This is a genomic window from Xanthomonas cucurbitae, assembly GCF_002939885.1.
Lineage (GTDB): Bacteria > Pseudomonadota > Gammaproteobacteria > Xanthomonadales > Xanthomonadaceae > Xanthomonas > Xanthomonas cucurbitae.
Map to the genome: position 1 here is coordinate 1 of NZ_MDED01000034.1, position 20,816 is coordinate 20,816.

The window sequence follows — 20,816 nt, forward strand, 5'->3', positions numbered from 1 at the left end:
CTAGTCCACTGAATCATTGAAATCGGATGCAATGTCCCCAGATATCGATGCATGCAAAGACCCCCACTAACGATCGAACAGCGCGCTGAACTGGATGCAGTGATGCGCAAGCGCCACGGTAGTGCCGCCTTGGCGCGTCGCGCCCGGTGCGTGGTGCTTTGGAGCGATGGAGAACGTCGGATCGATATTCGCAGCAAGCTGGCCTGTAACGATGCTTTCGTCTCCAAATGGACTGCCGCGTTCCAGGCGCAGGGGTTGGCCGGCCTGGTGTCCTTGCATCCCGGGCGTGCACCCAAGATGCCAACGGCCAAGCTGGAAGCACGGGTGCTCAATCGCACGCTCAAGCACAGCCCCAAGGACGGCTCAACGCACTGGAGCAGTCGCAAGCTGTCGGCCGAACTGGGCGATGTGTCGTTCTCTGCGGTGCAGCGCATCTGGCGCAAGCATGGTGTGCGCCCTCACCGGCTGGAGACTCACATGGTCTCCAACGATCCGGACTTCGAGACCAAAGCGGCGGACGTGATCGGTCTGTATCTGCAGCCGCCTGCGCACGCCGCTGTGTTCTGCGTGGACGAGAAAACCGCGATCCAGGCGCTGGACCGCAAGGACCGGATGCTGCCGCTGGCGCCCGGGCGCGCCCAAAGCCATGGCTTCGAGTACAAGCGTAACGGCACGTTGAGCCTGTTTGCTGCGCTGAATACCCGCACAGGCCAAGTACTGGGCAAGACCGCTGCTCGCCATACCAGCGAGCAGTTCGTGAACTTTCTGGAAGAGATCGTCGCCAGCCAGTCCAGCCGCCGCCAGATCCATGTCATCTGCGACAACGTCAGCAGCCACAAAACGCCGCTCGTGCAAGCATTCTTAGACAAGCATCGTCGTCGTGTCCACATGCATTACACCCCGACTTACTCGTCGTGGCTCAACCAAGTTGAAAACTGGTTCTCCCGAATCCAGCGAGACGTCATCACGCGCGGTGTCTTCACCTCTATCAAAGACCTGGACAAGAAGCTCATGTGCTACATCCGCCAGTACAACAAGGACCCCAAGCCGTTGAAGTGGACGTTCGCCGATCCCACTCGGCGCATTACAGCCGATTTCTCGGATTCAGTGGACTAGGTAATCCCCCGCGTCAATGCTTCGTCGTCCCAGCCAGGATTTCGGTGAGGCGAAGCGAATCGGAAAGCCCCCCCCCAGAATTGCTCCTACACTCACTGCAGGAGATCAAGATGGGGCTATGCACTTCAAAGCTGAGCGTGGCGGGTTCACCTGAGCATTATTTAACCAACGCCACAGAGCAGACCACGCCCTCTACGCCTTCATCCCCCGAGGCGCCCATGTCACCCAGCCTGCATGGCTTGGTGGCACTCGGCACTTCGGGAGCGAGGCGGGGGCGCTTCCGGCAGCCAACCCTACAACCGCACGAAGTTCAGCAGGCGGCCTACCAGCTTGGTATGCGACTCAACGGCAGACCCATCGAAGACGCGAGCGACCGTCAACGCCTTGCCGATGCTACAGAGACGGTGCACGAGACACGACTCGCCTTGCACCGTGGGCGAGGCAATGTCGATAGCGATCTGCGGCTCAGCAACGGACGGAGCGCCACTTATAGCTCCCTGTCTTACTGTCTCGGTGAAAATGACGAAAGTTTACTGGCAGGCAGTGCGCTGGCTGCGGGGGCAGGCAACTGTGATCACAATGCAGCGATTAACGCACGTCGGCATGCAGTCCGCATGGAGAATGGCGGGCAGATGATGACCGTACGCGACTACGACCAGACCCACCTCTACGCGCTCTACCGGCCCCCAGGCTCGGCAGAGGCGGAAGAATCCACTGTAGTCCTCGACTCGTGGGCCGACGGTCCGGCCGTTCTACTAAGGGATTCGCACTGGGCCGAAACGTACGGAACATCCACCAATGTAGTTGAACGCTTCGACAAGCCTGATGCAATCGACGCGCTGGCCAGGACAAACGCATTCAGAGCCGAGATCGAGGACCCGCAAACTGAACTCCATGCAAATGCGCGCGACCTAGAGAGAGCCTTTCTAGCCAACCCCGCACCTGGCGATATCTGTTCCTCGATGCCGGTCATCGCCCCCGATCTGGCCCGAAACACGCGTCAAAGGTTGCAAGAGCACTCACCGCGGACGCGTGAGGCTCTAGCCGCCGATGCTGCGCGGCAGGCCTATGGACTGGATAACGCACAGCCCATCTCGCCGCGCACAACTGCTGCGATCCTTGAAGATGCAGAGCGCCTGGATGCCTTGGGTCGCCCACCCTTGAGTTGGTGACGATGGATGAAGCCGGATGAGCGTCGACACGTCCATGACGCCACCGGAGCGCGCTTGGGCGCGCTACGCGCCCAAGCGGCCAGGCCATGCGCGGTTGCTATAGGCCGGTCCTTCCACGTCGCCAACGTGTGGCGCGAGGTGGACGTCGAATTGCGGCTCTCCGTGTTGGACCTGGTGGTGCACGTGCAGCAGTAGCCCGGCATGAGGGTCGGCAGGGCTCGTTAGAAATCCTTTACTGACAGTGATTTAGCTCACTTTTGGCTGTGTTTTACACAAATCCCTGCCGACCCTCAGATTGGCCCGATGACGGCGGTGCTGGCAAGCATCGCTGCGATGACGGCGATCGCGCTGCTATCGCTCAGGCACTGGCGAGGCGAAGCACTGCATCAAGACGGGCCATTGCTCGCATGGCCCAAGGGAATTCGGAAAATTATCTCGACGATCATGGCTACCAACGCGCCATGCTGAGCCAGCTGGCCGCCGCGGTTCCCATCGTCATGCATGGCGTGAGCCTGTCGATCGGCTCGCAGACACCGCTCGACCACGATTACCTGCGCAAGCTCGCACGCCTGGCCGAAGACATCGGCGCGGCCTGGATATCGGATCACCTGTGCTGGACCGGGCTTGGCTCGCACAACACGCACGATCTGCTGCCACTGCCCTTCACTGCACAATCGCTGGCGCATGTGCGTGATCGCGTGCTGCGCGTGCAGGACCTGCTGGGCCGGGCGTTGGTGCTGGAAAATCCGTCCAGCTATGTGCAGTTCCAGACCTCGACCATGCCCGAGTGGGAGTTCCTGGCGCGTCTGGCCGAGGGCACCGGTTGTGGTCTCTTGCTCGACGTCAACAATGTCTACGTGAGCGCGCACAACCATCGCTTCGATCCCGAACAGTATCTGCGCGCCCTACCGCACCGCCAGGTGGTGCAGATCCATCTGGCGGGACCAACGCAGTTCGGCGATTGCCTGGTCGATACGCACGACCAGCCGGTGCCCGGGCGCGTCTGGGAGTTGTACGCACTTGCGCAACAGCTGACCGGCGGCGTGTCCACGCTGCTGGAATGGGATGCCAACCTGCCCGATTACACCGGGCTTCTGGACGAATTGAACAAGGCACGTCAGCTGCTGGAGGGCCGCACCCCGGCCATGATCGCTCCGGTGATGGCCGAGCACGCAGTGTCGACGCCACTGCACTACCGTCCGACGGAGCCGCTGGATGCCTGATCTGCGAACACAGGCCAGCAACGCAACGCCGCTCGAACAGCTGCAGCGCTGGATGCTGACGGCTACCACGCATCCAGCGGGATTGGGCGAGGGCCTCAGGACGGCATCTGCGCTATTCGCCGATCAGGGCGTGGAACTGAGGACACTGATTGCCGTCCCTGCCGGTGTCGACCCGCACCAGCGGCTGGCGATCTACGCCAATGGCTACTGGCTCAGGCTGATCGATTGCCTGCACGCCGACCACCCGGCACTGGCGCGCTTGTTCGGCGCGGAACTGTTTGCATTCTTCGCCCGGGCGTACTTGAGCAGCTCCCCCTCCGGGTCACCTTCCCTGCATGCGCTGGGGGCGCGGTTTCCGCTGTTCTTGCGGGCCTCGCAAAGAGCGCGCGCCGCGCAACGGCAACGCCTTCCGCTGGAGTTGGCGTGGATCGAGCGGGCGCTGGCCGATGCCAGCCGCGCGCATGGACTGGAACAGACGAAAGTGGACGCGGGCATCGACGCCAGCGCGCTGGCGCACGGCTGGCCTTGTGTCGTGCATGTGCCGGCAACAACACGCGTGACCATGGTCTCGCACACGGTGGAAAGTCTTCGCGGCTGGTTGTCGGGGGGCGATGTGGTCCCCGCCCCGGCCGCCAGCCGGGAGTTCGTGGTCGTTCGTCGCCATCGATTCCGTGTCGGGATCGAGCCGCTGACCGATTGGCAATTCTTCGCGTTGCGCCATGCCATGCGTCGGCCACGCCCGCTCATCGATTGCGCACGCGCAGCGGCGCGCCGCACCGGACGTGCCGCCGGGGAACTGTGCGCCCTGCTCGCGCTGTGGCTTCCCACCGCTCAGGCTTCGAGCATGGTGTTGTTGCAGGCGCCCGTCGAACCGCCTGGCCGCTAGTTCCGACGCGCCGTCCTCGGCACGTCACCCGGCGTGACACGCCGCCCCCGAACGCGCGTGTCGGCGCCAGCTCTGCGCTGAAGGTGCGCAAACCAGCACGGATGCACGGATGCACGAATGTTCGCCCTCCTTGCATTGCCGGATTGTCGCGCGGCGATATTTGTCATAAGATAACAAACATTGGTTATATTGTAACAATTCCAGGCGCGTCGCATCACTGCAACGCCGCGATTCTTACGCTCACCACACCGCCGGCCAGTGATGAAAACTCGTTCCGTTGTCCTGCCGCCAGCACTGCTGGCGGCGAGTATCCTCGTTGTATTGGCGGGCGCCGCGCCAGCGCTGGCGCAGCAGCCAGGTGCCGCCGTGCGTGGCGACGCGCAGGATGTGCAGCCAGGCGACGGCGCGCGCACGCTCGCGCCGGTTCTTGTCACCGGCAGTCATATCCGTGAGATCACCACGGGCGGGGCGTCTCCAGTCATCGTCTTCGAGAAACAGGATATCGAACGTGTCGGCGTGGCGACGCTGCAGCAGTTCTTCGAAAAACTTCCGCAGAATTTCGGCGGCGGCGCCAATGGCGCCAATGTCGCCAACCTCGGGCTGGACCGCGATACCGGGAGCAATTTTGGCCAGGGGACCTCGATCAACCTGCGTGGCCTGGGTACCGGCACCACGCTGACCTTGGTCAACGGCCATCGGGTGGCCTCGTCCAACCGCTATCAGTACGTCGATGTGTCGTTGATTCCATTGAGCGCGGTGGAGCGGGTGGAGATCCTGACCGACGGAGCATCGGCGATCTACGGCGCCGACGCGGTGGGAGGCGTGGTCAACATCATCCTGCGCCGCGACTTCACCGGCTACGAAACTGCGGTTCGCGCGGGGACCACCACACGTGGCGGCATGCAGGAGTACCAGGCATCGCAGGCTGGTGGTTGGGCATGGGATGGTGGGCATCTGCTGGCCAGCTACGAATTTCTGAAACAGGACAATCTGGCCGCCAGCGAGCGTGATTTCTCGAAGAACGTCACCGCCACGCCGTACGACCTGTATCCCGGTTCCAGGCGACACAGTCTGTATATCGATGGCAGCCAGCAACTGAGCGAGGTGCTGACGCTTACCGTCACCGGCTCGTGGGCCAAGCGCGACATGGACACCACCATCTCCGGAACCGCCGATGAAACCCGCCTGTTCCCGCAGACGCGGCAGTTCGATCTGTTTGCCGGGCTGACCCTGGAGCTGCCGCGGCAGTGGCAGGCACGCTTGAATGGCGGCTACGGCAGGAATGCCGTGCGCTACGAGCGCACCACGATCTCGGCGACGTCGGCCACTACCGCGCGTCCTACCGACATGCGTTCGGACACGCGCTATCTGGAACTCATCGCCGATGGCGAACTGGCCACCCTGCCCGCCGGTGCCGCGCGGGTGGCGTTCGGCAGCAGCATCCGGCGCGATGGTTACGACTTTTTCGACTACCGCGGGCTGGAGCGGCCGTTCGACGTGCATCGCGACATCACCTCGGTGTTCGCCGAATTGAACGTGCCGCTGCTCAAGGACCTTCCCGGCCTGCGCAGGTTGTCGTTGACGGCCGCCGCGCGCCATGATGACTACAGCGACTTCGGTTCCACCCTCAATCCCAAGTTCGGCCTGCTGTGGGAAGCCACCGAGGGGCTGACCCTGCGCAGCACCTATGGGCGGTCGTACCGCGCGCCGGTGTACCAGGACATGCAGCCGAACAACACGGCCATTGTGGCGCGCATCCCCAATCCGAATGCACCCAGCGGACGCACCGTATTGATGATGCTGGCCAACGGCAATCCCGAGCTGGGCCCGGAGCGCGCCAGAACCTGGACCGGCGGGGTGTCGTTCGCGCCGCGCGCCGTGCCCGGATTGAAGATCGATGCAAGCTACTACCGCATCCGCTACGAAGACCGCATCGACAGCGGGTTTGCCGGCAGCTTTCCGTCGCTGTTCCTGGGCCCGACCGCAGCCTATGCCGATATCCTCACCTTCGCACCGACGCCCGAGCAGATCCGCGAGGCGCGCCAGATCGGTCAGGCCGGGCTGGGGGTGTTCGTGTCGCGGGTGGGTCCGTTCGCACTGCCGCCCGGAACCGACGAAACCAGCACCGAGGTGATTCTCGACAACCGCTTCCGCAACAACGCGTCCACCGCCCAGCGCGGCGTCGATCTGGATGCAGCCTACGAACTGGAGATGGGGCAGACCAGCATCGCGCTGAACCTTGCGGGGCAGTACATCATCGATTCCACGCGCCGGATCAGCCCAGTCGCACCGGAGGTCGAGGCGTTCAATGCGGTGTACCTGCCGATCGACCTCAAGCTGCGTGGCGGGCTGGCGGCCACCCGGCACCAAGTGTCGGGCGGCGTGTTCGTCAACTATGCCGATCGCTATCGCGATCCGGCCAACCTGGCCGACCCGCACGTGGCGTCCTGGACCACGGTGGACCTGACGATCGGCTACCGTTTTGGCGGCGCGTCATCCGCGCAGGAAGGCACGCGCCTGGCCGTCAATGTGCAGAACCTGTTCGATCGGGATCCGCCCTTCGTCGTGAACGGCATCAACAGCGGCTTCGATCCCACCAATGCCACTGCACTGGGGCGGTTTGCGTCCGTCACCCTGACCTATCAGTGGTAGCTCAACAAGGAAGCATGCCGTGGCCGGGCCTCTTGCAGACGACACCGTGAACACCTCCGCGCTGTCGCAGCTGCGTGGCGTGGCAACCACCCAGCTCGTGCTGATGTGGCGTGAGCGGCGCGTGGTGTGGCTGGCGGGGGTGGTGCTGTTGCTGGCGGTCACTTCGATCGTCACCAGTGCGGTGCGCCTGTCACAACAGGCGCAGGAGCGGCAGGCGGTCGCCCAGGAGGAAGCACGCCTGTGGGACGGCCAGGGCCTGATCGATCCACACGCAGCCGCGCATGTCGGCCGTGCCGTTCCGGCGCCGGTCACACCGCTGGCAAGCTTCGATGCCGGGCTGTCCGACGTGGTCGGCTCTTCGGTGTTCATTGAGGGCCATGCGCAGAATCCAGCGCGCCACCGGCCAATCGAGGAAGGCGCGGCGCTGAGCCGCTTCGGCGGTTTTTCGGCCGCCTGGGCGCTGCAGGTGGTGGCGCCACTGCTCATCATTGTCGCCGGATTTTCAAGCATGTCCGGCGAGGTGGCGCGCGAACGGCTGCGCCAGGAGCTGGCCGCCGGCGGCGGCGCGAAGGCGTTGGTCGGCGGGCGCCTGCTGGCCCTGGCCATTGCCGCCGGTACGCTCGCCGCTGCCCTGTTCGTGGCCAGCTTTCCAGCGCTGCTGCTGCAGGGTGCAAGTGGTCCCGAACTCGCCGCGCTGCTGGCCATCGGTGCCGGTTACCTGCTCTACCTGCTGACCTTCAGTGCCCTCACCGTGGCCCTCTCCGCGCTGTGTCGATCAGCGCGCACTGCGTTGGCGCTGCTGCTGGGCATCTGGGTGGTGTCCACCCTGCTCGCGCCACGGGTGGCCCCGGCGGTTGCCGAAAGCCTGGTTCCCACGCCGTCGGCTCCAGCGTTTCGTGCGGCGGTGACCGAAGAGGCCGAACGTGGCGTCGACGGCCACGACCCGGCCGACCAGCGGCTGGAGGCCCTCAAGCGCCCGTTGCTGGCGCGCTACCAAGTCGAGGACGTGGCGGATCTGCCAGTCAACTTCCGGGGAGTGGCGCTGGAGTTCGGCGAGCACAATTCCACCCAGACCTACGCACGGCACTTCGAACGCCTGCATGTCGCCTACCAGCGGCAGGAGCGCGTGCAGCGCGCGTTCGCAGCGCTCTCGCCGACGCTGGCCTTGCAGCCGTGGTCGCGCGCCTTCGCCGGCACCGACTACGCCGCCCACCTGGCCTACCTGCGTGGCGTGGAGGACTACCGCTATCGGCTGATACAGGCACTGAACCACGAGGTGAAGCTGCACAAGCCTGCGCCGGGTGAGCGCTATCACCTGGCCGACATCGCCACGCTGTCGCGTTCGGTGGTGTATGTCCCGCACGCGCAATCGCTGTCTGCCACGGCCGCCGCGCAGGCACCGAATCTGGCGATTCTGCTGGGCTGGCTACTACTGGCACTTGGCCTGACGCGCCTGAGTGCCGCCCGCCTGGAGCGGGTGGCATGAGCAGCAGTGCGGTAGCGGGCTATGAAATGCGTCGGTTGTTTCGCGATCGCGCCGTCATCGGCCTGCTGTTGCTGCTGGCCGCACTGGGAACCTATGCCGCGTGGAACGGCCACCAGTGGGTCGGCCAGCGCATGACGGCCATCGGCCTGCTCGCCGCCGAAGAGCAGCAGATGCAGACGCGTGCGCGCGACTTCGTCGGGAAGACGCCTTCGGTGTTGCCGCGCGTACAACCCGTGCTGCGCCCGGCAGCGATGGCAGCGGTGTCGATCGGGCAGGCCGATGCCTATCCCTTCACCGCCGACGTGGTGGCGCTGGGGGATGCCACGACGTTGTTCACGCGTGTGTGGGCGGATATCGGCAGCCCGACCGCGCGCGCAGCCGGGCGCTTCGACCTGGCCTTCGTCATCGTCTTCCTGCTGCCGCTGATCCTGCTGGCGGTCAGCTACGACCTGTGGTCGCGCGAGCGCGAGCGCGGCGTCGCCGCCATGCTGATGGCGCAACCGGTCAGCGTGGGCAGGTTGCTCCTGGTCAAGGCACTGGCACGGGCAGCGGTGGTGCTGCTGCCGGCCACCACACTTCTGGTGGCCGCGGCGGCGTGGGCCGGCGCGCACGATCCGGCCGGGCTGGCCTGCCTGGCCTTGATCGTCCTGGGCTATGGCAGTTTCTGGCTGGCGGTGGCCGTGGTGATTGCTTTGCGTGCGCGGCGCTCCACCGATGCGGCGATCGCCGCCGGTGCGATCTGGCTGTTGCTGGTGGTCATGGCCCCCTCGCTGGCGCTGGCCGGGGTCGACCTGCTGGCGCCGCCGCCCTCGCAGATGCGTTTTGCCACCGAGGTGAAGGCACGCATGGCGCACATTGCCGAACAACAACGCCAGCAGCGCGTGGCCAGCCCCGCGCCGGTACACACCCCGGCCCCCACCATTCCCGATCAACTGCGCGAGCGTTATGCCGACCTGGTTGCTGCCGACCGGCAACTGGCGCCCATGCTGGCCGATCACCGGCGCGCGCGCGATGCGCGCCGGCGCGTCATGGACCAATTGCGCTTGCTGCTGCCGGCCGTGGCCGCCCAGGATGCGCTGGATCGCCTTGCCGGCAGCGATGCCGACCGCGCCCTCGCCTTCCAGGATCAGGTGACCACGTTCTGGCACCAGCGCCGACGGCTGCACCAGTCCTACCTGGAACGCGATGCCGTCCAGACCCTGGCCGAGTACGACAGTCTGCCGCGCTTTGCCTTCCGCGAGGCTGGCAACGCCCTGTCGCCGGGCGTGCTGGCCGATCTGGCGGCGCTGCTCGCCGCCACGGGCCTGGCCCTGATCGCCGCGCGGGCCATGCGTGGCCAGGCGACATCACCATGAGGAGCTCTGCATGCTTTGCGCAAACGCCTTGACCAAACACCACGGCATGCAGCGTGCGCTGCAGGATGTGAGCTTCACGGTGGCCCCTGGCGAGATCTATTGCCTGCTCGGTGCCAATGGCGCCGGAAAGTCGACCACGATCAAGCTGTTCCTGGGCTTCATGGAACCGACCTCCGGTTCGGCCCAGGTGGATGGACTCGACGCACGACACGAACCACAGGCGGTACGGCGCCGTTTGCTGTACATCCCCGAGACGGTGGCCTTGTATGAAGAGCTGACCGGCTACGAGAACCTGGACTACTTCGCACGGCTGGCGAACGTGCAGGAACGCTCGCCGGCGCGCCTGCGCGAGGCGTTGAAGGCAGCAGGACTGGCCGCCAACGTGCTCGACCGCCGGGTGGGCCACTACTCGAAGGGAATGCGCCAGAAGGTGGGTATTGCGCTGGCCATCGTCAAGCAGGCCAAGGCGCTGCTGCTGGACGAGCCGACCTCGGGGCTGGATCCGGAGGCCTCAGCCGAGTTCCATGCCTTGCTGGTGCGCCAGCGCGACAGTGGAACCGCGATCCTGATGGCGACCCACGACCTGTTCCGCGCGCGCGAGGTCGCCACCACGATCGGTCTGATGCAGGCGGGCCGCCTACGCCGCACGCTGCAGGCCGCCTCCATCACCGCCAACGATCTGGAAGACCTGTACCTGGAAGAAATGAGCCGGCACCGGTAGGCCACCGCTCAAGCCGCAGCTGCGGCGGCACCAGGAGCGCTTGCCGACCAACGCCGCAGCCAGGCCTCGATATTGAGCTGGGGACCAAAGATGCCCAGTGCCTGGAGCGAATGATCCGGGCTGACGCGGCCGATCCCGGCGTCAGCCAGCTGGCTGTCGATCAATCCGCGCTCGGCCAGCCGCCCACCGACCAGCAGGCCACGGATGAAGTCGCGATGGTGCCGGGTGACGGCCACGGAGTGGTCGTCCAGGTAGCACTTCACCTTGCGCGACAGCAACGCCTGTGGCAGCAGGCCCTCGAACGCACGTCGCGCGATGGTGCGGTCTTCGGCGTCGGCCATGAGCAGGTGCAGTGGAATCCGCGCGAACAGCTCCACCACCGGCTGCGCACTGATCGGCGACACCCCGTGCCAGTGCCCCGCCCCCTCGAACGGGTCCAGCACGCTGACCGGGAACACCATCCTGCCGATATGCGCCAGCTTGTAGGGCGACACGCGATGCCCCTGGGCGATGGCGTGCCGCAGCCACGCCGGCTGCGACGCACGCTGCGCAGCGGCGTCCACCCGTACCCATTCGCAAGGGTTGCCCCAGTTATCGTTGATGCGCGCCGGTTTCTTCAAGATGCCATGCCGCAGCGCATCCTTGACCACGCCATAGAGGGAATCACCGGCCTGCGCGGTCTCCAGCGCCACGCGCAGGAAGTGCCGGTCGATGCCATGCTGCCAGGCGTAGTCGATGGCTGGCGCATTGCCCTTGAAACGCAGGAAGACCGCATCGCCACCGACCCCGGTGAACTGCACCAGTTCCTGCTCCGGGGTGCTGCCCAGGCCGGTACGCCGATGCAGCAGGTAGCCCGAACAATGCGCCGGCCGCGCCGTCACCGGAAAGTGCATGAGCTGTTCCAGTGCGCAGTGCGGCGCCCGTGCGTATTCGATGTACTCGCAGCTGCGTCCGGATGAGGCGCAGGCGCCCTCCACCGCCATCCGCGCGAATGCGCGCTCGTCGGCGCCGATGCCGGAATCGTAATGATGGACGCACTGCACCTGTGGCCGGGAGGGCGCGTGCAGCAGGCCGGCCAGGATGATCGATGAATCCAGGCCGCCGGAGAGCTGCAATTGCACCCATGCATGCTGGCTGGCCAGCGCTCCGATGCAGCCCAGCAGGGTAGTACGTGCCAGCCGGACGGCGTGGTCCAAGTCCGTGATCGGATGCTCTACCGCGTGCTTCACCACGTCCCAGTGACACTGCCGCCCGGCCGGCTGTCCATCGCGGATCGCGATACCCTCGCCGCCTTCCAGGGCATCGACCTCTTCGAACCCGGTCTGGTACGTCTCGCGAAACGGAAACAACAGCGAATATTCCAGGTAGGACCAGCGCAGCGAGAAATGTCCAACCCGCAGTTTCAGGCAGTCTTCCATGCTGGAAAAGACGATCGTCACCGAGCCGACCACCGTGATGAAGCACGCAAGCTCTGCGGTGGGGTCGCGCACCACGCACCAGCTGCGCGCGGCTGGATCATGGCAAAACGCGACGTAGCGCCCCCAGTAGTGCTGCACCAGGCGGCCGCCTTGGGTGCTGCACACCGCTTGCGCTTCCTGCGCGTCGAAGCTGGCCTTCGCTGGCACCGCGCCGTCGGCAAAGGTCTTGGGGAAGATTTTCCCCAGTATCACCATCTGGCCGGTGCGCACGCACTCGAAAAAGCCCGGGTCGTCGGTCTGGCAATAGATCGCCGCACCGTCCTCGCGCAGCACGCAGGCAGCGTCAGGCAGCGCCGAGGCGATCGTCTCGTTGATCCGTGCGGCCTGCTCCACCGATGTGTCGGACAGGCCATTCCAGAAAACGGCAAGATAGCGATACATGGTCAGCCCGTGTCACAACACCAGGATGGGAACCATCCGGCGTAGATTGAATGGAATGTCGGTCAGCACGTAATCGTCGTACTGGAGCCAGCAGTGGGCCCTAAACGGGGCCGTTCGTACGGCAAATACCCATGAGGGGAAAAACCCGTAGCAGGCCAGAAACTCGCTCAAGGCAAGGCAATACAGAAAACACTCGTCGGTCTTCTTGAACGCGAGCGGGCGCAACCAATCGAAGATGCGTACCAGCGACGCCAGTCGCTGCACCGATTCCGGCGCCGATGGCTGACGCCGCGCCCTGCCCTGCGCCCTGGCCACGATGGCCTTGAGTGGCAGGACTTTCTTGCTGAAGGCTGCAAAGCTCACCGCAACGACGAATCGGCGCAGATCCCGCGCCGCGATCGGCGGACGCCCCCGCAGCTCGCCCTCGCGCATCCAGCGGGTTGGCAGCGCAATCGTGGAAGGCGTGGCGGGCTTGCCCAGCCGGGCATCCTGCGTAATCAGGCGGCGATCGAGCAGCGTCTGGAGAATCGGCGGGATGCCTGGCGCATGGGCCGCTACCGGCCAACCCTGCACATGATGCCCCAACCTGGCCGCCTGCTGCTCGCCGATGGATAGATAGGCACCGGTCGCCACGTCCAGCATCACCACCACCCCATTGGCAATGCACACATGCGCTTGCCTGGACAGCAGATATGGCGGTGATGGCTCCATCTCACGCATGGCCGTTTCCATTCGCAAAAGAAGCGGTGCATGCCGCGCACGCACCGCTGGTGACGTCAGTGCCGCCGGTTACGGCGACGTGGTCGGGAAAATGCCGTCCCACAATGTCCCATGGCTATGGGCGCGGGTTTCGGACACGACGGAACCCAGTTCGATCAGACCGCCGCCATCGTGGTCCTGCTGGGTGGAATCTTCTGCCAGCCCAAGTTCGATCAACTCGTTCATGCACATTTCCTTTTGGTCGGTAGGTTGGCGCGCCCAACGTTGTCGGACGCGTTCGAAACAGCCGCGGCAACCCTGGTGAAAAATTGCATACGCGGCTGCTCGATGTTACAAGATAACAATTGCCAGGATGTGGCATTTATTTTCAATCACTGGAATTTCGACGTGACAATAATCACAGAACGCGTATGTCGCCGGAGAAACTCCTGCACGACCGACGCGACCGACACGACCACGATGCAGGCAACCCGATGAGTGCGCAGAACAACGACGAAGCGTTCGACCAAACGCTGTTGTTGCGTGGTTTGTTTCCGTTATCGCGGTTGATTCGTTTTGTTCGCGAACGATGCCCTGCCGGGCAGGTGGACGAGTCGGTCCAACTGGAACAGTGGCGCCAGGCCAAGGCCGTCGCGCTTGCGCTCGCCAGCGACGAGGCCGGCCATGCAGACGATATCGGTGTGCAGGCGTTGCCAGACGACCTGCAGGCATTGGGTGCAGCGGCATTGCGACAGCCATCGATGCATCGGATCACCAGCCTGGTGCCGCGCTCCTGGTGCATGGTGGAAGTGGACCGCCTGGTGGTCTTCCAGGAATCCATCAACCTGCGCTATCTACACACGCTCAAGGAGCGCGTAGCGTCCGCGCCGGACGAACGGCAGATCATGGAATTGGCTACCTGCCTGGGCGAACAGGCGCACCCAGAGGTGCGCCACTCGCAGGCAGACGGCGACCATGCCTTCGCCTCGACCTCCAATGACCTGCGCTTTCTCGATGTGGCCGTACTCGATCCATCCGCCATTGCGCAGTACACCCCCTTCGGGACGGCCAGCCATGCCGTGGTGATCTACCTGCGCAGTACACCCCCTTCGGGACGGCCAGCCATGCCGTGGTGATCTACCTGGGTTTCAGCGACAACGTCATCAGCGCCACCCGCGTCGGCAGACGGCTGATCCTGACCAATGGCTCGCATCGCGCCTATCTGCTGCGCTCGCTGGGGTTTCGCTACATCCCTTGCCTGGTGACCGATGCCAGCGACAGCGATACCTCGGAAATCCTGTTGCCTGCGGCGGTGAAACAGGAGCGTGATTTCTACCTGCGCGCCGCCAGGCCGCCCTTGTTCAAGGACTACAGCGATCCTCGCCTGACCCAGATCGTTCCAACGTTGCGGAGAAACTATGTGCTTCGGGCCAAGCTGGATTTGAAGAGAACCACCGTGCCGGCCGTGTAGCAGGTACGGCGTCAGGCCAGCTCGGCCGGCGCGTGCGACGTGCCCACATCGGCTTGCAGTTCGATCACACGGTCGGTCGGTGCAATGCTCGCGTGCCGGTGCGTGATGGCAAGCACTGTCACCTCGTTTGCCAGCGCACGCACATGCGCCATCACCTGTTGCTGGGTGACGTCGTCCAGCGCGGAGCTGGCCTCGTCCAGCAGCAGGATCGCAGGATTTCCGTAGAGCGCGCGCGCGATCGCGATGCGCTGCCGTTCGCCACCGGACAGCTTCAGACCACGTTCGCCGACGACTGTTTCCAGGCCGTGGGGCAAGGCATCGACAAGCGGCAGGATGGCCGCCCTGGCCGCAATCTGGCGCAGGCGGGCCTCATCGCGCGCGCGGCCAAGCAGGATGTTGTCTGCCAGCGTTTCGTTGAGCAGCACGACATCCTGCGGAACCAGGGCCGCGACCGCGTGCCAATCGGCGCGATCGATGCCCGCAAGGTCGACCCCGTCGACAAGGATGCGGCCGGCGTCCGGCTCGATGGCCTTCAACGCCAGTTTGAAGAGGGTGGACTTTCCGGCGCCGGTTTCACCCGTCAGAAAGGTGATGCCGCCCCGCTCTACGGTAAAGCTCACCGCAGCGACGCCACGGCCGTTGTCGTAACGGTGGCTGACGTGATCGAACACCAGCCGCCCCTTGCCTGGCACGAACTTGGGCCCACCCTGCACCCGCGGCTCTTCCGGTGCACCCCAGAGCGTCACCAACGGGAGCAGCATCGCGCGCGCGCGCGCAACATCGTCGATGGCGCGTGCAATCGCTTCGAACGGTGTGTTGAGCTGCAGCAGCAGCAGATTGAACAGCACCAGATCCCCGATGCTGACGACGCCCGCCTGGTAGCGCGGTAGCAGCAGCAAAAAGGTGACGGAGAACTGGACCGCCAGCCCCGCACCCAACAAGGCGATGTAGCCAAGGCGCTGCACCACATAGGCACGCCAGTTGTCACGGACCGCGTGCGCCCTGTGCTCGAAACGCTGGGTCATCCAGGCGTGGCTGCCGAACTGGCGCAGCGTCTCCATCGCGTTTATGGCATTGCCGACGAAGCGGGCATTCTCCTGTCCCGCTGCGGTAGCCGCCTCCAGGTAGATGCGCGCGCGCCGGGTGGCGATGGCCGACAGACCGATGGCCACCGCACCATAGACCACCACCACGAGAACGAGTTGAAGGTCGATCAGCGCGCCCAGCGTGAGCAGGCTCAGCAGGATCTGCAGCAGGCCGGGAACGAAGGCGACCAGTGCCAGCTGGACCAGCACTTTCAGTCCACTGCGGCCCTTTTCGCCAGCAGCCTGGATTTCCGCCGGATTGTGTTCGATGAAGAACGCGCTGGTCTTTCTGAGGATCGCCGCAAAGTAGCGCGTGCTGGCGATGAATCCGAGATTCTCCGAGCGCAGGAAGGACAGGTACTGCACCATCTGTTGCAGTGCCGATCCCAGCCCAAGCACGACGGCATAGGCCACGAATGCCCAGGCCAGGGCTGATGCGCCGTCCTGCGGTAGCCGGTCGATCAGGCGTGAAAACAGGTAGGGCGCGGCGACTGTCGTGACGCTGGCCAATCCGACCACGGCAACAACGCCCAGCAGCGGCCAGCGGTCGGACTTCCAGTAGGCAACCAGGATGTCAGCGACAGGAGATGGCATGGCGATGACGACAGACGAACCGGTGATGGGGCATGACGCTCGCTCCCTGGTTGGGTGTTGTGTAGTTCTGGCCATGCATCCAGCATTGCTGCAGGAGCGCACCCATTTGCCACGCCATGGCATGCAATTACAGGTATATGTTATGTTATGACATCGTCGCAAGGGTCGTCGATGACTTTCAAGTCCGTTACCACTACACGTCTGTCCTCCATCGATGCCCTGCGTGGCACGGTGATCCTGATCATGCTGCTGGACCACGTCCGCGACACTTTTTATCTGCATCGCCAACTGGCCGATCCGGTAGATCTGGACCAGGTCGAACCTGCGCTGTTCCTGTCGCGCGTGTTGGCCCATTTGTGCGCTCCGGTGTTCGTGTTGCTCACCGGCTTGTCGGCCTGGCTGTACGGCAGCCGCCAGGCTGATTCGCGCAAGGCCACCAGCCTGTTCCTGTTCAAGCGTGGCCTGTTCCTGATCGTGCTGGAACTGACCGTGGTCAATCTCGGCTGGAATTTCCAGCTACCGCCCAGCGTGTTCTACCTGCAGGTGATCTGGGCGATCGGCGTGAGCATGCTGGCCCTGTCGCTGCTGCTGTGGCTGCCGCGCGCAGCCTTGGCGGCAATCGCGGCCATCGTCATCGCCGGCCACAACCTGCTCGACGGCGTCGTCGCCAGCGATGGCACCGCCTGGCATGTGGTGTGGGCAATCCTGCATGAGCGCGGCTGGTTCGAGGTGGGCGGCATCCCGGTCCGGACCTCGTATCCGGTACTGCCCTGGATCGGCATCATCGTCCTGGGCTATGTGCTTGGCCCCTGGTTCGGCCGCGACACCTCACCCGTGCAGCGGCGCCGGCTGCTGCTGCGCAGTGGCTGGGGCATGCTCGCGGCGTTCGCGGCGTTGCGCCTGATCAATGTGTACGGCGATGCGCCGTGGCAACTTGATGCCGATGCGCTCACTGCGTTGATGAGCTTCTTCAACCTCACCAAGTACCCGCCTTCGCTATTGTTCGTGCTGTTTACCGTGGGCATCGGCCTGCTGCTGCTGCGCGCCTATGAAACACCTTGGATAGCGCGCCTGCTGGCGCCGCTCACCGACTTCGGCGCCGCGCCGATGTTCTTCTACGTGCTGCACCTGTATGTGCTGAAACTGCTGTATCTCGCTGCGGTGGCCGCGTTTGGAACCAATCACGGCCGCTACTACGGCATGGACTGTGTGGGCATGCTCTGGCTGACTGCGGCGGTTCTGATCCTGGCGCTGTACTACCCCACCCGCGCCTTTGCCCGGCTGAAGGCGCGCCGGCGCGATCTGGCGTGGCTGCGCTACTTCTGAGTACCGCTGGGTCTGAGTACCGCTGGAGCCGGAGCCGTGTAGCGCCGCCACCCAGGCATGACAACCGCTGACGCGCACTTGCGCTTAACGCGCCGTCCCTATGCTGGGCGCGCGTTGCAGCCCGTGCGCTGCGCGTGAGCCGTACTGCATTCAAGGACATTGCAAAGGAGATCGTATGAAGAAACTGCACAGAGCCATCCTTGCCGGAGCCCTGCTCGGGCTGAGCCCGGTGGCGTTCGCGGAAGTGGCCAACCTGACCAACAGCGCCGACGGTGCCAATCGCGATGCGGGCATTGCAGCGGTCAAGAAGAAGCTGCAGGACGCCTGCCAGGGCCGTCAGGGCAAGGTCGACATGGCCTCGTTCGAGGTGGTGTTCGAAAAAACCAGCGCCAACCCGGAGGTACCCAAGCCCTATTACGTGGATGCCAAGATCAAGTGCGATCTGCCTTGAGCTAGCGCTGTTCGCACTACCTCGCGCTGGCGTGTGAATCGCCTGCGCCAGGAGCCCCGCAGTGCGGGGCTTTTGCGTTGCACACGCGCATCCGCGATGAAAGGCGGGATGCAGCGAGGTCAGCGCGCAGTGGCTGCCGGCGAAGCGGCCGTTGCAGGCGCCATGTCGGGGGTGATGCGCCAGATCACGTTGGCCAGGTCGTCGGCCACGATCAATGCGCCGCGCGGGTCCACGGTCACCCCCACCGGGCGTCCGCGGGTCTTGCCATCTTCGCCGAGAAAGCCGGAGACCACGTCCACCGGCGCGCCGGCCGGCCGTCCATCGCGGAACGGCACAAACACCACTTTGTAGCCAACCTGCGGATTGCGGTTCCAGCTGCCGTGTTCGCCCACGAACGCCCCGTCGGCGAATTTGGCGCCCATGGCCGCCGACGAGAACGCAACGCCCAACGCGGCGACGTGCGAGCCCAGCGCGTAGTCCGGGGTGATGGCGGCAGCCACCTTGGCCGGGTCCTGCGGCATGACCCGGGTGTCTACGTTCTTGCCCCAGTAGCTATAGGGCCAGCCATAGAACCCGCCGTCGCGCACCGAGGTCAGGTAATCGGGCACCAGGTTCGGCCCGATCTCGTCGCGTTCGTTGACCACTGCCCACAGCGCGCCGGTGCCTGGCTGGATGGCCAGCGCCGTAGGATTGCGCAGGCCGGTGGCGTAGGACCTGTGCGCACCGGTGGCCGCATCCACCTGCCAGACCTGTGCGCGATCCACTTCGGCCACCATGCCGCGTTCGGTGATGTTGCTGTTGGACCCGATCCCGACATACAGGTAGCGGCCGTCGGCACTGGCGGTCAGCGCCTTGGTCCAGTGGTGATTGATGGCCGACGGCAGGTCGGTCACCTTGATGGGCGTACCCTCGGCCTTGGTCTGGCCGTCCCGATACGCGAAGCGCAACAGGGCATCCTGGTTGGCGACATACAACGCGTCGCCGATCAGTGCGAGGCCGTAGGGCGCGTTGAGCTTGTCGGCGAAGACGGTTTTCAGCTCGTAGACGCCGTCGCCATTGGTGTCGCGCAACAGCGTCAGGCGATTGCCGCTCTTGACCTGGGTGGTGCCCTTTGCCTTGATGGGACCGGCGATGATGTCCTTGGGCTTGAGCTTGGGAGCCGACCCGCCGCGTCCTTCGGCCACCAAAATGTCGCCATTGGGCAACACCAGGGTCTGGCGGGGAATGCCCAGGCCGGTCGCGATGGCGGCAATGCGGTAGCCGGCGGGCACGGTCGGGGTGCGGTCGTTCCATGCCGCGGGTTCGGCGATGGTCATGTCCGGCAAGATGCCGCGTTCGGGCGCCGGCAGCTCCGGGGCGGCACCGAGCTGGTTGAGATCGGGAGCCTTGCTGCATGCGGCCAGGGCGGCGGCAAGCGCGGAAACGGTTGCCAGCTGCAGGTAGCGATTCATCGTGCACCTCCGACGCGCAGGCCGGACAATCCGGCCCAGGTGGCGACCAGGGCAAACAGTGTTGCGATCGCCGATAGCGTCAGGGCCGCCGGCATGATTGCCCAGGCATCGCGTGCGTGATGCAGGGCGTCGAGAAAGCCCGCGACCCAGGTGGCGACCAGGGCAACGGGGTAGATCACATGGCGGCTGCCACGCAGCAGCCCGACAAGCGCGAACACCAGGGCCAGCGTGGTCAGCAGCATCGCCCCGACCAGCAGCCATGACGCGAAATTGCTCCATTGAATCTGGTAACTGCTCCAGTAGGCATAGTCGCTTGCCAGCGCACCGAGGAACAACGGCCACATGCCGCAGAGCACGGCAGCATGCAATGGATGAATGACCCATGGGCGGGCGTGGACAGCGGTAGCGTTCATGGCGGACTCGTTGGGGCAATGACGAACCGTTCCGATGCTGCCAGTGTGCGTGTGACGAGCAGGCCACGCTCGGGGACCTTGCGCAGGTGGGCTGGCGGCCTGCCGGGGGGCGTGTTGTGTGTCTGGATCGGCTTGTCCAGTGTGGCAAACGCATCCTGCGCGCTATCGGCAATCTTGAATAATCATTGGTCGATATACTTCCCGGCGCGGGCCTCGCACCTGCGAACCACTGGTTTATCGCGAATATATCAATCCTCTTCGAATCTTCGCCGATCCAGGCGACAGATATGCCAGAAATACTCCTCCGTGCGGATTTGCGTTAATTTCACACAATCCTGAACGCAGCGCGATGCAGCTGCTCACGGCGATTATCGCTACTAAAATTTCGCGCACTGATGCATCCGTTATACCGATCGCCCCAGACCACCATTCGATAGGTAGAGTCCGTTACTGAAGCTAACCGTTGCTTTGGAATGGTGTAGGAAATGTACCGACATCCTTGACTGAAATCCCTGATGCCATGCGGCCCAAGTCGCATTTAGGATTGTCGCCCCATGAAAAATGCGATGCAAACCACTTGAGTTCGCTGATGCAAATAGTGTGTGGTCGAGGCCGCGCAATGCCTTGCGACGATGATTTGTAGCAATCAGCCCAGTGGCAGGCGGGATTTCTCTGAATAACAACTGTCCATTCAGATTTTAGACCGGAACGACAGCGCCGTTAAACATTCTCGTAAGCACTCGACAACCAGATTGCGGCTTGAGCGCATGAGCAAGTGATGCATCCCGAGGGGACGGCGATGCTGCTGTCGAGGTGATTAACACGTGAACTCAATGCCGTACCGGTGCGTTGCCGG

At 64.4% G+C, this 20,816-nt stretch carries 18 protein-coding genes; 12 read left to right on the forward strand and 6 right to left on the reverse strand.

What is annotated here, in order from left to right:
* Positions 1-102 precede the first annotated feature (102 nt).
* From XcuCFBP2542_RS15460 to XcuCFBP2542_RS15500, 8 genes are all read left to right on the forward strand, one after another.
* Positions 103-1,116 carry an IS630 family transposase gene (locus XcuCFBP2542_RS15460; RefSeq protein ID WP_211293018.1) on the forward strand — a complete coding sequence of 338 codons (1,014 nt, stop codon included), beginning with the start codon at positions 103-105 and terminating at the stop codon, positions 1,114-1,116.
* Between the two features lie 110 nt (positions 1,117-1,226).
* A complete protein-coding gene (xopE, locus tag XcuCFBP2542_RS15465) occupies positions 1,227-2,288 on the forward strand; it encodes a XopE/AvrPphe family type III secretion system effector (protein ID WP_104604664.1) in 1,062 nt (353 codons plus the stop codon).
* Between the two features lie 407 nt (positions 2,289-2,695).
* Positions 2,696-3,511: an MNIO family bufferin maturase gene (gene bufB, locus XcuCFBP2542_RS15475; RefSeq protein ID WP_104604641.1), complete on the forward strand. Its 816-nt coding sequence runs from the start codon at positions 2,696-2,698 to the stop codon at positions 3,509-3,511.
* Between the two features lie 52 nt (positions 3,512-3,563).
* Positions 3,564-4,397, forward strand: a complete 834-nt coding sequence (locus XcuCFBP2542_RS15480) for an HvfC/BufC N-terminal domain-containing protein (protein WP_104604666.1) — start codon at positions 3,564-3,566, stop codon at positions 4,395-4,397.
* 261 nt (positions 4,398-4,658) lie between these two features.
* A complete protein-coding gene (locus XcuCFBP2542_RS15485) occupies positions 4,659-7,049 on the forward strand; it encodes a TonB-dependent receptor plug domain-containing protein (protein ID WP_104604643.1) in 2,391 nt (796 codons plus the stop codon).
* A 19-nt stretch (positions 7,050-7,068) separates the two neighbouring features.
* On the forward strand, positions 7,069-8,535 hold the full coding sequence (locus XcuCFBP2542_RS15490; RefSeq protein ID WP_249027666.1) for a DUF3526 domain-containing protein: 1,467 nt from the start codon (positions 7,069-7,071) through the stop codon (positions 8,533-8,535).
* Entirely contained in the window at positions 8,532-9,890 is a 1,359-nt protein-coding gene (locus XcuCFBP2542_RS15495; RefSeq protein ID WP_104604645.1) for an ABC transporter permease subunit, read from the forward strand. Before XcuCFBP2542_RS15490 ends, XcuCFBP2542_RS15495 begins: the two co-directional genes overlap by 4 nt.
* Positions 9,891-9,900: 10 nt before the next feature.
* Positions 9,901-10,611 carry an ABC transporter ATP-binding protein gene (locus tag XcuCFBP2542_RS15500; RefSeq protein ID WP_104604646.1) on the forward strand — a complete coding sequence of 237 codons (711 nt, stop codon included), beginning with the start codon at positions 9,901-9,903 and terminating at the stop codon, positions 10,609-10,611.
* Between the two features lie 8 nt (positions 10,612-10,619).
* Here the strand turns inward: XcuCFBP2542_RS15500 and XcuCFBP2542_RS15505 are convergent, their stop codons facing one another.
* The 3 genes from XcuCFBP2542_RS15505 to XcuCFBP2542_RS19745 all read right to left on the reverse strand — a co-directional run bounded on the left by XcuCFBP2542_RS15505 (position 10,620) and on the right by XcuCFBP2542_RS19745 (position 13,415).
* Entirely contained in the window at positions 10,620-12,470 is a 1,851-nt protein-coding gene (locus XcuCFBP2542_RS15505; protein ID WP_104604648.1) for an asparagine synthase-related protein, read from the reverse strand.
* A gap of 12 nt (positions 12,471-12,482) precedes the next feature.
* The gene (locus XcuCFBP2542_RS15510) at positions 12,483-13,112 is read right to left on the reverse strand and encodes a lasso peptide biosynthesis B2 protein (RefSeq protein ID WP_249027670.1); all 630 of its coding nucleotides are present in this window, start codon (positions 13,110-13,112) and stop codon (positions 12,483-12,485) included.
* A gap of 147 nt (positions 13,113-13,259) precedes the next feature.
* Complete coding sequence (locus XcuCFBP2542_RS19745) at positions 13,260-13,415, reverse strand: hypothetical protein (RefSeq protein ID WP_170067010.1); 156 nt, start codon at positions 13,413-13,415, stop codon at positions 13,260-13,262.
* Positions 13,416-13,663: 248 nt separating this feature from the next.
* On the opposite strand from XcuCFBP2542_RS19745, the gene XcuCFBP2542_RS15515 reads away from it, so the two are divergent.
* Both XcuCFBP2542_RS15515 and XcuCFBP2542_RS20105 read left to right on the forward strand, forming a co-directional pair.
* On the forward strand, positions 13,664-14,305 hold the full coding sequence (locus XcuCFBP2542_RS15515; RefSeq protein WP_249027667.1) for a hypothetical protein: 642 nt from the start codon (positions 13,664-13,666) through the stop codon (positions 14,303-14,305).
* Positions 14,299-14,640, forward strand: a complete 342-nt coding sequence (locus XcuCFBP2542_RS20105) for a ParB N-terminal domain-containing protein (RefSeq protein WP_249027668.1) — start codon at positions 14,299-14,301, stop codon at positions 14,638-14,640. The genes XcuCFBP2542_RS15515 and XcuCFBP2542_RS20105 overlap by 7 nt, the downstream gene beginning before the upstream one ends.
* Before the next feature lie 11 nt (positions 14,641-14,651).
* Here XcuCFBP2542_RS20105 and XcuCFBP2542_RS15520 read toward each other — a convergent pair whose 3' ends face one another.
* Complete coding sequence (locus XcuCFBP2542_RS15520; RefSeq protein WP_249027669.1) at positions 14,652-16,442, reverse strand: ABC transporter ATP-binding protein; 1,791 nt, start codon at positions 16,440-16,442, stop codon at positions 14,652-14,654.
* Between the two features lie 48 nt (positions 16,443-16,490).
* Between XcuCFBP2542_RS15520 and XcuCFBP2542_RS15525 the strand changes: the two genes are divergently transcribed.
* Entirely contained in the window at positions 16,491-17,645 is a 1,155-nt protein-coding gene (locus tag XcuCFBP2542_RS15525) for an acetyltransferase domain-containing protein (protein WP_104604652.1), read from the forward strand.
* 175 nt (positions 17,646-17,820) lie between these two features.
* Entirely contained in the window at positions 17,821-18,096 is a 276-nt protein-coding gene (locus XcuCFBP2542_RS15530; protein WP_104604654.1) for a hypothetical protein, read from the forward strand.
* Positions 18,097-18,215: 119 nt separating this feature from the next.
* On the opposite strand, the gene XcuCFBP2542_RS15535 is transcribed toward XcuCFBP2542_RS15530, so the two are convergent.
* Both XcuCFBP2542_RS15535 and XcuCFBP2542_RS15540 read right to left on the reverse strand, forming a co-directional pair.
* Positions 18,216-19,547: a PQQ-dependent sugar dehydrogenase gene (locus tag XcuCFBP2542_RS15535; protein WP_104604656.1), complete on the reverse strand. Its 1,332-nt coding sequence runs from the start codon at positions 19,545-19,547 to the stop codon at positions 18,216-18,218.
* The gene (locus XcuCFBP2542_RS15540) at positions 19,544-19,960 is read right to left on the reverse strand and encodes a DUF2231 domain-containing protein (RefSeq protein WP_104604658.1); all 417 of its coding nucleotides are present in this window, start codon (positions 19,958-19,960) and stop codon (positions 19,544-19,546) included. The genes XcuCFBP2542_RS15535 and XcuCFBP2542_RS15540 overlap by 4 nt, the downstream gene beginning before the upstream one ends.
* Between the last annotated feature and the right edge of the window lie 856 nt (positions 19,961-20,816).

Coding starts and splice junctions, on each gene's coding strand:
- XcuCFBP2542_RS15480 (WP_104604666.1), top strand. CDS start 3,564: ATGCTGACGGCTACCACGCATCCAGCGGGATTGGGCGAGGGCCTCAGG.
- xopE (WP_104604664.1), top strand. CDS start 1,227: ATGGGGCTATGCACTTCAAAGCTGAGCGTGGCGGGTTCACCTGAGCAT.
- XcuCFBP2542_RS15535 (WP_104604656.1), bottom strand. CDS start 19,547: ATGAATCGCTACCTGCAGCTGGCAACCGTTTCCGCGCTTGCCGCCGCC.
- XcuCFBP2542_RS15515 (WP_249027667.1), top strand. CDS start 13,664: ATGAGTGCGCAGAACAACGACGAAGCGTTCGACCAAACGCTGTTGTTG.
- XcuCFBP2542_RS15540 (WP_104604658.1), bottom strand. CDS start 19,960: ATGAACGCTACCGCTGTCCACGCCCGCCCATGGGTCATTCATCCATTG.
- bufB (WP_104604641.1), top strand. CDS start 2,696: ATGGCCCAAGGGAATTCGGAAAATTATCTCGACGATCATGGCTACCAA.
- XcuCFBP2542_RS15510 (WP_249027670.1), bottom strand. CDS start 13,112: ATGCTGGACGTGGCGACCGGTGCCTATCTATCCATCGGCGAGCAGCAG.
- XcuCFBP2542_RS15460 (WP_211293018.1), top strand. CDS start 103: ATGCGCAAGCGCCACGGTAGTGCCGCCTTGGCGCGTCGCGCCCGGTGC.
- XcuCFBP2542_RS15500 (WP_104604646.1), top strand. CDS start 9,901: ATGCTTTGCGCAAACGCCTTGACCAAACACCACGGCATGCAGCGTGCG.
- XcuCFBP2542_RS19745 (WP_170067010.1), bottom strand. CDS start 13,415: ATGAACGAGTTGATCGAACTTGGGCTGGCAGAAGATTCCACCCAGCAG.
- XcuCFBP2542_RS15520 (WP_249027669.1), bottom strand. CDS start 16,442: ATGCCATGGCGTGGCAAATGGGTGCGCTCCTGCAGCAATGCTGGATGC.
- XcuCFBP2542_RS15495 (WP_104604645.1), top strand. CDS start 8,532: ATGAGCAGCAGTGCGGTAGCGGGCTATGAAATGCGTCGGTTGTTTCGC.
- XcuCFBP2542_RS15505 (WP_104604648.1), bottom strand. CDS start 12,470: ATGTATCGCTATCTTGCCGTTTTCTGGAATGGCCTGTCCGACACATCG.
- XcuCFBP2542_RS15530 (WP_104604654.1), top strand. CDS start 17,821: ATGAAGAAACTGCACAGAGCCATCCTTGCCGGAGCCCTGCTCGGGCTG.
- XcuCFBP2542_RS15485 (WP_104604643.1), top strand. CDS start 4,659: ATGAAAACTCGTTCCGTTGTCCTGCCGCCAGCACTGCTGGCGGCGAGT.
- XcuCFBP2542_RS15525 (WP_104604652.1), top strand. CDS start 16,491: ATGACTTTCAAGTCCGTTACCACTACACGTCTGTCCTCCATCGATGCC.